Here is a 12,376-nt window from a genome sequence, read left to right on the forward strand (position 1 = left end):
CGTGCCCGAGCTCCCCGAGGTCGAGGTCGTGCGCGCGGGCCTGGCGCCGGCGGTGACCGGTGCCCGCATCGCGGCGGTCGACGTGCTCGATGCACGTGCGCTCACACGGCACGACGCGGCATCCGGCGACTTCGAGGCCCTCACGACGGGTGCGACGATCGCCGCGGCAGTGCGTCGTGGCAAGTTCCTCTGGCTGCCGCTCGGTCGCGACCGGGCGATCGTCGGGCATCTCGGCATGAGCGGTCAGATGCTGCTCCGGTCGCCTGAGCACCCGGGCGACGACCGCCATGCACGCGTGCGCATCCACCTCGAGCACCCCGATCACGGTGAGCTGCGCATCGACTTCCTCGACCAGCGCACCTTCGGTTCGCTCGCCGTCGACCGCATGCTGCCGACGCCCGATGGCGCGGTGGCCGGGTTCAGCGGCGACGTCACGGGGGAGTGGGCACGGAGCATCCCGACGCAGGTCGCGCACATCGCCCGCGATCCGCTCGATCCGGCGTTCGACGACGGGCTGTTCCTCGAGCGGATGTCGCGGCGCGCGTCGGGCGTCAAGCGGGTGCTCCTCGACCAGGGGCTCGTGAGCGGCGTCGGCAACATCTACGCCGACGAGTCGCTGTGGGCGGTGCGCCTGCACGGAGAGCAGCCGGCGTCGTCCATCTCGCGGCGTCGGGCGAAGGACCTGCTCGGAGCCGTGCGCGACGTGCTCGGCAAGGCGCTCGACGAGGGCGGCACGAGCTTCGATGCGCAGTACGTGAACGTCAACGGCGCGTCTGGCTACTTCGCGCACTCGCTCAACGCCTACGGGCGGAGCGGCCTGCCGTGCCCGCGCTGCGGCACGCCGATGGTGCGGGAGGCGTTCATGAACCGGTCGTCGCACCGCTGTCCGCGGTGCCAGCGCCTGCGTCGAGCTGCCACAGCGCGCTGAGTCCGCGCACGGTGAAGCCGAGGGCGACGTTGATGGCCAGCATGTGCTCGTTCTCGTCGGCGTTCCAGGTGTAGACATCGGTGCGGTCGGGAGCGACGCGTCCGAGCAGGACGAGGTTCGCGAGTTTCACGCGCATGCCGAGGCGGTGCCCTCGGTGCTCCTTCAGCACGATCGTGTCCCACTGGAACGCGGAGGCGGATTCGGCCGGCAGCGAGAGCTCCGTGTATCCGGCGACCCGTCCGTCGGTCGAGACGGCGGCGGTCACTAGGGTCGTGCGGCGGCCGTCGAGCGCTTCGTCCTCGGTGGCGCGCACGCGCGCGGCATCCCAGATCTCCTCATCGAAGGTCGCCGTGCCGGCCGGCGGGTCGGTCGACATCGCGGCGTGCGCCACCGCGAGTTCGTCGAGGAGTTCGTCTGGCGCACGGTCGACCCAGCTCACGAGCCGGTACGCGCTCGCGCGGGCCTCGTGCTCGACGGATGCCTCGGCGAACGCGTCGGCACGGCCGGTGACGGTGAGGCCGCTGACGCGTTCGAGCTGCGCGAGCCGGAAGCCGTGGTGCACGGCGAACGCCGCGCCGGGGTCGGATGCGGGGATCGAGCCGCTGCCGTCGCGCGCCTCGAGCCGCTCGCCCGGCGCGTCGAGGGCGGAGGCGGGCACGTCGGACATCGCGGTCAGGGTCGGCCGCCCGAGGCCCGCGGCCAGGTCGAGGGCAGCGTCGAGCAGTGCGGTGCCGACGCCCGCGCGTCGATGCTCGGGAATCACCCCCAGCACCAGGTCGACGGTCTCGGCGCCGTCGGACCGTTCCCACTCGCATTCGACGCGGCCGACGCAGCGGTCGCCGTCCCAGGCGGCGAACGCCCGCATGCCGTGATAGGTCTCGTCGCGATACCGGGGCAGCAGCTCGTACGTGTCCCAGGCGAACTTGCGGTGGCCCCAGACCGACTCCTCCACGATGGCGACGGCTTCGGCCGCGGCCTCGAACTCGACGGCCTCGGGGACCCCGAGCCGCTCGGGCACGGGCACCGGCCTGATCTCGATCGTCATCACGTCCTCCTCGTCTGGGGCCGCTCGGGTTCGGGATCGGAGCCGGAGGCAGCCGATCAGGCTATCGCGGGGGTTCCGAGCCGGCAACCGACGGATCCGGCGAAGCCCGGCGGGGAAGTCCGTTCGACGTGCCGACCTCGACTACGCTCGTCGCAGCGCTCTCGCGAGTCGGAAGGGTGGGACGTGTACCTCAAGAGCCTGACGCTGAAGGGCTTCAAGTCCTTCGCACAGCCGACCACCTTCGCCTTCGAACAGGGCGTGACCTGCATCGTCGGCCCCAACGGCTCCGGCAAGTCGAACGTCGTCGACGCGCTCGCCTGGGTCATGGGCGAGCAGGGGGCGAAGACGCTCCGCGGCGGCAAGATGGAGGACGTCATCTTCGCGGGCACCTCCACGCGGGGGCCGCTCGGCCGCGCCGAGGTCAGCCTCACGATCGACAACTCCGACGGCGCGCTGCCGATCGAGTACAGCGAGGTGTCGATCTCCCGCACGCTGTTCCGCAACGGGTCGAGCGAGTACGCCATCAACGGCGAGACCTGTCGCCTGCTCGACGTGCAGGAACTCCTCTCGGACTCGGGCCTCGGCCGCGAGATGCACGTCATCGTCGGCCAGGGCCAGCTCGACGCGGTGCTCAGGGCCACGCCCGAGGACCGGCGCGGCTTCATCGAGGAGGCCGCGGGCATCCTGAAGCACCGTCGACGCAAAGAGAAGACGATCCGCAAGCTCGACGCGATGCAGGCCAACCTCACGCGCCTGTCCGACCTGGCCGGCGAGATCCGCCGCCAGTTGAAGCCGCTCGGTCGTCAGGCCGAGGTGGCCAGGGAGGCGGCGACCATCGCGGCCGTCGTGCGCGACGCTCGGGCGCGCCTGCTCGCCGACGACGTCATCGGCCTCCGCCGCGCGCTCGAGGACCATGGCCGCAACGAGCAGCAGCGCCATGCCGAGCGGCTCGTGCTGCAGGACCATCTCGAGCAGCGGCAGGCCCGGGTCACAGCACTCGAGCAGTCGCACCTCGGCGACGACGTCGACGCGGCACGGGCCACGAGCTTCGCCCTCGAGCAGGCGCGCACGGCGCTGCGATCGCTCGACTCGCTCGCGAACCAGCGCATCGCGCTGCTCTCCGTCGCCGACGACGCATCGGATGCGGCGCCCACCGTGACGCGTTCGATGATCGACGACGCGCTGGCCGAACTCGACGACATCCGCGAGGGCATCGACGTCGCGGCCTCCGCGCTCGACGACGCCCAGCAGGCGACCCACGATGCCCGCTCCGAACTCGATTCGGTCGACGTCGAGATCTCCCGACGCAGCGCCGAGGTGCAGGCGTACGACCTCGGCCTCTCGAAGCTCACGGGCCAGGCGGACTCCGAGGCGTCCAAGCTCGCGGCCGTGCGCGGCGAGGTGCTGCGGCACGCGAACGCCCTCGAGGCCTCCGCCGAGCGACGCGAAGCCGCGTCGCGGGCACTCGCCGAGGCCCAGGCCGAGGCCGAGATCGAGCAGTCGGCCGAGACCGACCTCGACGAGGCGTACGAACTCGCGCAGGCGGCCGTGTTCGAGGCCGAGGGCGAGATGGAACGCCTCCGCGAGGAGCTGCACGAGCGCGAACGCGAACAGGGCGCGCTCGCCGCCCGCACGCAGGCGCTGTCGCTCGCGCTCGACCAGCGCGACGGGTCGGCCGCCCTCGCTGGAGCGCGCCTGGACGGCGTGCGCGGCCTGCTCGCCGAGTCGCTCCAGGTGCAGCCGGGATTCGAGGCGGCCGTATCGGCCGCGCTCGGCTCGCTGAGCGACGCCGTGCTCGTCGACGACCTCGGTGCCGCGCATCGCGCACTCGTGCACGCCGAGCAGGGCGACCTCGGCCGCGTGGCACTCGTGCTCGCCGAGACCTCCGGGTCGCCCGCTCCGGCCGGCGACCACGTGCCAGACGGCCTCGTCGCCGCAGCCGACGTGGTCACCGCGCCCGCGGGAGTGCTCGGCCTCCTGGCCGAGGTGCTCATCGCCGACGACCTCGACGCCGTGCGCGCCGCCGAGTCCGAGCTCGCGGCACGCCCCGTTCCCGCCACCGTGATCACGCGCGACGGCACCGTCGTGGGCCGGTTCGTGGTGCGAGGCGGCACCGGTCGCAAGCAGAGCCGTATCGAGCTGCTCGCCGAACGCGATCGGGCCGCGGCCCGCCTCGACGAGGTGCGGAGCGAGATCGAACGACGTCGCGCCGAGCTCGGCGAGCAGCGGGAGCTGCACGCCCGCGCGAAGGACGCCTCGAAGCTCGCCCTGACGGCGCTCCGGGAGTTCGACGCCCAGCTCGCACAGCGCACCGAGCGCCTGAACCGCGCACGCGTGCAGGCCGAGGCGGCCGAGTCGGAGTCCGAGCGCCTGCAGCTCGCATCCGCCAACGCCGAGGAGCGCGTCGCCACCGCCGAGACCGCTGCTGCGACCGCGAAGGATGCGCTCGAAGCCGCCCGCGCGGTGCCGCGACCGGTGCTCGACCCGAGCGCCCGCGACGCGGCATCCGCTCGACTCGAACGCGCCCGCGAGGCCGAGGTCGAGGCCAGGCTGCGACTCGAGACCGCCCGCGAGCGCGTGCGTGCCGAGGAGGCGCGCATCCGCGCGATGCAGGCCCAGCACGACGCCGAGCGACGGGCGGCTGCCGAGGCCGCGCGGCGTGCCGTGGTTCGTCGATCGCAGCTCGAGGCCGCGACCGCGGTGGCCGCGTGGCTGCCCGCGGCCCTCGCATCGGTCGATGCGTCGGTGGGCGAGGCGGGGCTCGCACTCGGGCGTGCCGAGGCAGAGCGATCGGCGCGAAACGAGGAGCTCCAGGCGCTCAGGCGCGACGAGAGCAGCGTGCGCGAGCGCCTGCACGCCGTCACCGAAGACGTGCACGGGCTCGAGCTGCGCATCTACGAGAAGAAGCTGCAGGTCGGCAGCCTGGTCGAGCGCGCCGAGTCCGAGCTCGGGCTCGAGGAGGCGGTGCTCGTCGCCGAGTACGGGCCCGACGTGCCGATCCCGCCCGACGACGCGGACGACCCCGATGCCGAGCCCCGCCCGTACCGTCGCGAGGAGCAGCAGCGCCGCTACACCGCCGCCGAGCGCAAGCTGGCGCAGCTGGGCCGCGTGAACCCGCTCGCCCTCGAGGAGTTCGCCGCGCTCGAGCAGCGGCACAAGTTCCTCACCGAGCAGCTCACCGACCTCGCGAACACCCGCAAGGACCTCCTCACGATCATCGAGGAGATCGACGGCAAGATGTCGACGATCTTCCGCGACGCCTTCGACGACACCCAGGAGGCGTTCACGAAGGTCTTCCCGGTGCTCTTCCCCGGCGGCGCGGGCAGCATCACGCTGACGAACCCCGACGACATGCTGACCACCGGCATCGAGGTGGCGGTCCGCCCCGCCGGCAAGAAGATCGAGCGGCTCTCGCTGCTCTCGGGCGGCGAGCGATCGCTCGCCGCGGTCGCGCTGCTGCTCGCGATCTTCAAGGCCCGCCCCAGCCCGTTCTACATCATGGACGAGGTCGAGGCGGCGCTCGACGACGCGAACCTCGGGCGACTGCTGACCACCCTCGAGGACCTGCGCGAGAACAGCCAGCTCATCGTGATCACCCACCAGAAGCGCACGATGGAGATCGCCGACGCGCTCTACGGCGTCTCGATGCGGCAGGACGGCGTGTCGGCGGTCGTCGGCCAGCGCGTGCGCGAGGAGCCCGCGGCGAAGGCGAGCTGAGCAGGACTCGCCTCCTCAGGTCAGCCGACGGTCGTCGGGTTCGACGATGCGGAACCAGCGGTAGCCGTACGCGTCGAGGTGCACGTCGACGCGTCCCCGTTCATCCAGTGGCGTCGTCGCGACGTCGAACAGGTCGGAGAGCACGCTGTCGGGCGCCACCGGGCCGAGGTCGAGGGAGACGAGGGCGGGCGCCGGCGCGAAGTTGTGCACGGCGACGAATCGGCCGACATCGGCGGTGATGCGATGGGCGAGGATCGCGTCGTCCTCCGTCGCGAGGATGTCGAGCTCGCCCCAGCCGATCTCGGGCGAGCTCCGGTACCGCACCGCGAGGCGCTTGACGAAGGAGAGCAGCGAGTCCGGGTCGTGCATCTGCGCCTCGACGTTGACGTGCTCAGGCGCGGTGCCGTCGCCCGGCGGCGTGGCGACGAGCCTCGACGGCGTCGCCCGCGAGAAGCCGCCGTTGGCGCCGCTCGTCCACTGCATGGGCGTGCGCACGGCCTGGCGGCCCTCCTGCGCCGCGTTCTCGCCCATGCCGATCTCCTCGCCGTAGAACAGCACCGGTGTTCCGGGCAGGGAGAAGAGCAGGCTGTAGACCATGCGCACGCGGCGAGGGTCCCCGTCGAGCATCGGGGGCAGCCTGCGCACGATGCCCCGGTCGTAGACCCGCATCCGCTCCTCGGGCGCGAACGCCGCGAAGACCTCCTCGCGCTCCGCATCCGAGAGCTTGTCGAGCGTGAGCTCGTCGTGATTGCGCACGAAGTTCGCCCACTGGGCCTCCGGCTCGAGCACCGGGCGCTTCGCGAGCGTCTCGGCGAGGGGCCGGGCGTCCTCGCGCGCGAGCGAGAGGTAGAGCGCCTGCATGCCGAGGAAGTCGAACTGCATCGTGAGTTCGGCGGGGGCGCCGGTGCGGCCGAAGAACTCCAGCTGCTCGTCATACGGGAGGTTCACCTCGCCGAGCAGTACGGCCTCGCTCGAACGGCGCTGCAGGAAGCGTCGGATGTCGCGGAGGAACTCGTGCGGATCGCCGATGTCGACGCCATCCGGCGGTTCGATGAGGAACGGCACCGCATCGACCCGGAACCCCGAGATGCCCAGTTGGAGCCAGTACCCGATCGTCTTCGCGATCTCGTCGCGCACGGCCGGATTGGCGATGTTCAGGTCGGGTTGCTGACGGTAGAAGCTGTGCAGGTAGTACTGGCCGGTGCGTTCGTCGAGCTCCCAGATCGAGTCCTCCTCGCCGGGGAACACGGCGTTCGGCGTCTTCGGCGGGTCGTCCCGCCACACGTACCAGTCGCGGTACGGCGAGGTGCGGCTCCGCCTGGCCGACTTGAACCACGGATGCTTCTCCGAGGTGTGGTTCATCACGAAGTCGATGATCACCCGCATGCCGCGATCCCGCGCGGTGCGGGTGAACTCGGCGACGTCGCCCAGCGAGCCGAGCCGCGGGTCGACGCCGAAGAAGTCGGTGATGTCGTAGCCGTCGTCGCGTTCGGGCGTCGGCTGGAAGGGCATCAGCCAGATGCACGTGACCCCGAGTTCAGCGAGGTGGTCGAGGCGGTGCGCGAGGCCCTCGAAGTCGCCGGAACCGTCGTCGTTCCAGTCCATGTAGGTCTCGACGTCGAGGCAGTAGACGACCGCCGTCTTCCACCACAGGTCGCTGCGGTCGGTGATCTTCATCGTGCGGCCTCCTTCAGCTGGGGGAGCACCCGTTCGCCGAACGTGTCGATGAACGCGTCCTGCTTCGTGCCGACGTGGTGCAGGAAGATGCGGTCGACGCCGAGCTCGGCGATGCCGGCGAGGTGGTCGAGGTGGCGACCGGTGTCGGCCGAGGCGATCAGGGTGCCCGCCACCTGCTCCGGCGTGGCATCGGCGGTACGGGCGTCGAAGTCCTCCGGTCGGTCGAGCTCCCAGGCGAGGTGCGGGGGCACGAGGCTCTGCCGCCATTGGTCGTGGGCGATCTCGATCGCCTCGACGTCGGTGGGCGCCCAGCTCAGGTGCACCTGCACCGCGACGGGTCCCTCACCGCCGGCGTCGCGGTATGCGGCGATGAACGCACGGAGGTCCTCACGTGGCTGGTCGACGGTGATGACGCCGTCGGCCCACGCCGCGACCTCCCGGGCGGTCTCGGTGCTCACCGCCGCGGCGAGGAGCGGGGGAGGGATGTCGGGGAGACTCCAGATGCGGGCGCGATCCACCGTGACCCGGCCGTCCACCGACACCTCCTCACCGGCGAGGAGCCGGCGGATGACGTCGACCGTCTCGGTCAGCCGCGCGTCGCGCTCCTCCTTCGACGGCCACGGATCGCCGGTGACGTGCTCGTTGATCGCCTCGCCGCTGCCGAGGGCGGCCCAGAACCGTTGCGGGTACATCTCGGCGAGCGTCGCCAGCTTCTGCGCGGCGATCGCCGGGTGGTAGCGCTGTCCGGGGGCGGTCACCACGCCCAGCGGGAACCCGGTGGACTCGAGCGCCGCGCCGAGCCAGCTCCACGCGTACCCGGAGTGCCCCTGTCTGGCGCTCCACGGTTCGAAGTGGTCGCTGCACATCGCGGCGTCGAAGCCCGCCTCCTCGGCCTGCTTCACGGCCCGGAGCAGGCGGCTGGGCGGGAGCTGTTCGTGCGAGGCGTGGAATCCCACGATCGTCATTCGCACTCCTTCCGTCATTCAGAGGCTCGCGTGCCCGGCTCCGGCGGACAACCCCTTGCCCGCGCGCCGCCCGCCGTGTACCGGGCGCTCTAGGCTGGAGGCATGGCAGAACGCGCATCCTGGTCGCTCGGCGCGGCCCTCCGTGGGGTCTTCGGAGCGAAGACCATCGACGAGGACACCTGGGACGACCTCGAGGCCGCCCTGATCCGCGCCGACTTCGGACCGGCGATCACCGAGGAGATCGTCGACCAGATCAAGGCGCAGGTCGAGCGCTACCGCACGACCGACCCGAAGGACGTGCAGCGCATGCTCCGCGAGATCGTCGAGGAGCGGCTCGTCAAGTACGACCCGACGCTGAAGCTCACCGAGCGCCCGGCGGTCGTGCTCGTCGTCGGCGTCAACGGCGTCGGCAAGACGACGACCATCGGCAAGTTCGCGCGCTTCCTCCGCACGTTCGACCGCACCGTGGTCGTCGGCGCGGCCGACACCTTCCGCGCGGCGGCCGTCGACCAGCTGGCCACGTGGGCCGGGCGGGCCGGCGTCGAGATCGTGCGCCCCGAGCGCGAAGGCCAGGACCCGGCATCCGTCGCCTTCCAGACCGTCGACCGCGCCAAGCGCGAGGGCATCGAGATCGTCATCATCGACACCGCCGGTCGCCTGCACACCAAGGGCGGGCTCATGGACGAGCTCGGCAAGATCCGCCGCGTCATCGAGAAGCAGGCCCCCATCAGCGAGGTGCTGCTCGTGCTCGACGCGACCACCGGGCAGAACGGGCTCGCGCAGGCCGAGGCGTTCATCGAGCACGGCGGGGTCACCGGCCTCGTGCTCACGAAGCTCGACGGCAGTGCGAAGGGCGGCTTCGTGCTCGCCGTGCAGGAGAAGACGGGCCTGCCGATCAAGCTCATCGGCCAGGGCGAGGGCATCAACGACCTCACCGGCTTCACCCCCCACGTCTTCGCGCAGAAACTCGTCGGCTGACGCCGGCCACACCAGAGGAGGGCGGCCCATGGCCACCGAGCACGACTACTTCGGCATCGTCGGCGACTACTGGTCCGAGATGATCGAGTACGCCGACCAGCGGGTCGAGGTCGTCCTCGAGACCGAAGACGACGAGGTGCCGATTCCGGCGCTCGATTCCGCGGCGGCACTCGTGAGTGAGCTCGAGCTCGCCGACGACGAGGTTCGCAACGCGTTCGTCAGCCAGCTCGACTCGGGAAGCTCCCCGGCCGTGCAGTTCCTCAACGTGCTGCTCGACCCCGAGTCCGAGCTCGCCGAAGAGATCGAGGACGCGATCGGACGCGACTCCGGCGACCGGCAGATCGACGCGCTGCGGTCGATGACGCTCGTGCGCGTCGACCTCCGCCCCGAGCTCTTCGGCGAGGGCGAGGCCTTCGCGGAGTTCGAGTACGCGCTCGCGCCCGACGAGACCGACGAGCGGCTCATCGCGACGATCGACGTCGGACGCGAGGTCGTCGACGTGCGGTTCGAGGGCTGACCCCGTTCCTCCAGGGCGCGCGCAGCGAGGCATCCGCGGTCGCTTAGAATCGAAGCACCATGGCTACCTTCGGAAACCTGTCTGACCGCCTCGCCGAGACCTTCAAGAATCTCCGCACCAAGGGCAAGCTCTCTGCGGCCGACGTCGACGGCACCGTGCGCGAGATCCGTCGCGCGCTGCTCGATGCCGACGTCTCGCTCGACGTGGTCAAGGAGTTCACGGCGCATGTGCGCGAACGCGCCCTCGGCGACGAGGTCAACAAGGCGCTGAACCCCGCACAGCAGGTCGTGCAGATCGTCAACGACGAGCTCGTCGCGATCCTCGGCGGACAGCAGCGGCGCCTGCAGTTCGCGAAGAACCCGCCGACCGTCATCATGCTCGCGGGCCTCCAGGGCGCCGGCAAGACGACGCTCGCGGGCAAGCTCGCGAAGTGGCTCGTGAAAGAGGGGCACACGCCGCTCCTCGTCGCGAGCGACCTGCAGCGCCCGAACGCCGTCAACCAGCTCCAGGTCGTCGGCGGTCAGGCCGGCGTGCCGGTCTACGCTCCCGAGCCCGGCAACGGCGTCGGCGACCCCGTGAAGGTCGCGAAGGACGGCGTGGCCCAGGCTCAGCGCGCCCAGCACGACGTCGTCATCATCGACACGGCCGGCCGCCTCGGCGTCGACGCCGAGATGATGAAGCAGGCCGCGAACATCCGCAAGGCGACGAACCCCGACGAGGTGCTCTTCGTCATCGACGCGATGATCGGCCAAGACGCGGTCACCACGGCCAAGGCCTTCCAGGCCGGCGTGGACTTCACCGGCGTGGTGCTCTCCAAGCTCGACGGCGATGCGCGCGGCGGTGCCGCGCTCTCGGTCGCCTCGGTCACCGGGCGCCCGATCATCTTCGCCTCGACCGGTGAGGGTCTCGACGACTTCGAGGCGTTCCACCCCGATCGCATGGCGAGTCGAATCCTCGACCTCGGCGACATCCTGACCCTCATCGAGCAGGCCCAGTCCGCCTTCGATGAAGAAGAGGCGATGAAGGTCGCCGAGAAGCTCGCGACCGAGCAGTTCACCCTCGAGGACTTCCTCGCGCAGATGCAGCAGCTCCGCGGCGCCGGCTCGATCAAGAAGATGCTCGGCATGCTCCCGGGCGCCGGCGGCATGAAGCAGCAGCTCGAGAACTTCGACGAGCGCGAGATCGTGCGCACCGAGGCGATCATTCAGTCGATGACGCCGGCCGAGCGCAAGAACACGAAACTCCTCAACGGCTCGCGACGCCTGCGCATCGCCCGCGGTGCCGGCATGACCGTCACCGACGTGAACCAGCTCGTGCAGCGGTTCGAGCAGGCCGCGAAGATGATGAAGACCGTGGCGCGCGGCGGCATGCCGCAGATCCCCGGCATGGGGCCGATGCCCGGCGGCGGCGCGCACGGCGGCGGCAAGCGCCAGGCGGCCAAGGGCAAGAAGAAGTCGTCGGGCTCGCGCTCGGGCAACCCGGCCAAGCGGGCGACCGAGAATGCGGCGATCGCCGAGGGGCGTCCGGTCGCCGGGGCGCAGGCGCCGGCCGGCTCGGGCTTCGGCCTCGGCGCGAAGGGCGGCGCTGCGCCGACGCCCTCTGCCGAAGACCTCGCGAAGATGCAGAAGCTGCTCGGTCGCTGATCGCTCAGTCGTGGCGCGTTCGCGCCTGACCGAGGTAGTCGGCGAGTGACGGCCCGTCGAGCAGTTCGATGCGCCGGTGGGTCTGATCCAGGCGGCGACGGATGCGGCGGCGCGGCAGTTCGTCGTTCGAGGCCGCGAACACCACGTTGCCGAGGCCCGCGTCGGCGATGACCGTGGGGGACGCCACCGCCGCGACCTCGTCGAACCCGTCGACGAGGGTGGCCCCGACCTCGCGCGAGGTGCCGAGCCCGACCGTGGCGATCGTGTTCACGACCAGGACTCCGCCGGGGGCGAGCAGCCGACCGAGGTCGTCGAAGAACTCGGCCGTCGAGAGGTGGTCCGGCGTGCGGCTGCCCGCGAAGAGGTCGGCGATCACGAGGTCGAACGAGGCGGAGTGGGTCACCGCGCGCTCGACGGCCTCGCGGGCGTCGTCGAACTCGAACGTGATCTCGATCGCGGGGTCGAGCGGCAGCGCGTCGAGCACGAACTCCACCAGCGACCGGTGCAGTTCGACGACATGATGCACGGATGCCGGGCGCGTCGCGCCGAGGTACCTCGCGATGGTCAGGGCGCCCGCGCCGAGGTGCAGCACGTGCACGGGCTCGTCGGGCTCGTGGCATCCGTCGACGATGGCCGCCACGAAGCGCGTGTACTCGAGTTGCAGGTCGCGGGCGTCGATCGGGTTGACGTGCGACTGGGTGACGCCGTCGATGACGAGCGAGACGCCGCCGTTCCTGCCGCGGCCGGGCAGCAGCTCGGCTCGCACGTCGGGGGAGTCGAGTTCGAGGGGCTGCGCGTCCATGGGTTCCACTCTAGGACGGACGACGGATTTACTTACAGGCCTGTAAGCAACGGCTTCGGCGCGATACAGTGATCCGTGGCGGCCGACTGCCGCCATCTCGTATT

The 12,376-nt window shown here is 71.1% G+C and carries 9 protein-coding genes; 5 read left to right on the forward strand and 4 right to left on the reverse strand.

From position 1 onward, the window contains the following. Nucleotide 1: 1 nt before the first annotated feature. A complete protein-coding gene (mutM, locus tag ASE68_RS08175) occupies nucleotides 2–928 on the forward strand; it encodes a bifunctional DNA-formamidopyrimidine glycosylase/DNA-(apurinic or apyrimidinic site) lyase (protein ID WP_055857213.1) in 927 nt (308 codons plus the stop codon). On the opposite strand, the gene ASE68_RS08180 is transcribed toward mutM, so the two are convergent. Then, complete coding sequence (locus ASE68_RS08180; RefSeq protein ID WP_055857217.1) at nucleotides 861–1,973, reverse strand: GNAT family N-acetyltransferase; 1,113 nt, start codon at nucleotides 1,971–1,973, stop codon at nucleotides 861–863. The genes mutM and ASE68_RS08180 overlap by 68 nt on opposite strands. 183 nt (nucleotides 1,974–2,156) lie before the next feature. Here ASE68_RS08180 and smc point away from each other — a divergent pair, with 183 nt between their 5' ends. Further along, nucleotides 2,157–5,690: a chromosome segregation protein SMC gene (gene smc / locus ASE68_RS08185; RefSeq protein WP_055857219.1), complete on the forward strand. Its 3,534-nt coding sequence runs from the start codon at nucleotides 2,157–2,159 to the stop codon at nucleotides 5,688–5,690. A gap of 15 nt (nucleotides 5,691–5,705) precedes the next feature. Here the strand turns inward: smc and ASE68_RS08190 are convergent, their stop codons facing one another. Together ASE68_RS08190 and ASE68_RS08195 are read right to left on the reverse strand one after the other, a co-directional pair. Beyond that, a complete protein-coding gene (locus ASE68_RS08190) occupies nucleotides 5,706–7,367 on the reverse strand; it encodes an alpha-amylase family protein (RefSeq protein ID WP_055857222.1) in 1,662 nt (553 codons plus the stop codon). Next, nucleotides 7,364–8,332: a TIGR03885 family FMN-dependent LLM class oxidoreductase gene (locus ASE68_RS08195; protein ID WP_055857225.1), complete on the reverse strand. Its 969-nt coding sequence runs from the start codon at nucleotides 8,330–8,332 to the stop codon at nucleotides 7,364–7,366. Before ASE68_RS08195 ends, ASE68_RS08190 begins: the two co-directional genes overlap by 4 nt. A gap of 102 nt (nucleotides 8,333–8,434) precedes the next feature. Between ASE68_RS08195 and ftsY the strand changes: the two genes are divergently transcribed. Genes ftsY through ffh form a run of 3 tightly spaced genes read left to right on the forward strand, consistent with a single transcriptional unit; the run spans nucleotide 8,435 to nucleotide 11,470 of the window. Then, nucleotides 8,435–9,310 carry a signal recognition particle-docking protein FtsY gene (gene ftsY / locus ASE68_RS08200; protein WP_055857228.1) on the forward strand — a complete coding sequence of 292 codons (876 nt, stop codon included), beginning with the start codon at nucleotides 8,435–8,437 and terminating at the stop codon, nucleotides 9,308–9,310. 28 nt (nucleotides 9,311–9,338) lie between these two features. Next, nucleotides 9,339–9,827: a DUF2004 domain-containing protein gene (locus ASE68_RS08205; protein ID WP_055857230.1), complete on the forward strand. Its 489-nt coding sequence runs from the start codon at nucleotides 9,339–9,341 to the stop codon at nucleotides 9,825–9,827. Nucleotides 9,828–9,886: 59 nt separating this feature from the next. Further along, the gene (ffh, locus tag ASE68_RS08210; protein WP_055857233.1) at nucleotides 9,887–11,470 is read left to right on the forward strand and encodes a signal recognition particle protein; all 1,584 of its coding nucleotides are present in this window, start codon (nucleotides 9,887–9,889) and stop codon (nucleotides 11,468–11,470) included. Nucleotides 11,471–11,474: 4 nt separating this feature from the next. Here the strand turns inward: ffh and ASE68_RS08215 are convergent, their stop codons facing one another. Next, entirely contained in the window at nucleotides 11,475–12,272 is a 798-nt protein-coding gene (locus tag ASE68_RS08215) for a spermidine synthase (RefSeq protein ID WP_055857236.1), read from the reverse strand. Nucleotides 12,273–12,376 lie beyond the last annotated feature (104 nt).

This window comes from Agromyces sp. Leaf222 (assembly GCF_001421565.1).
In the GTDB taxonomy this organism is placed as follows: Bacteria; Actinomycetota; Actinomycetes; order Actinomycetales; family Microbacteriaceae; genus Agromyces.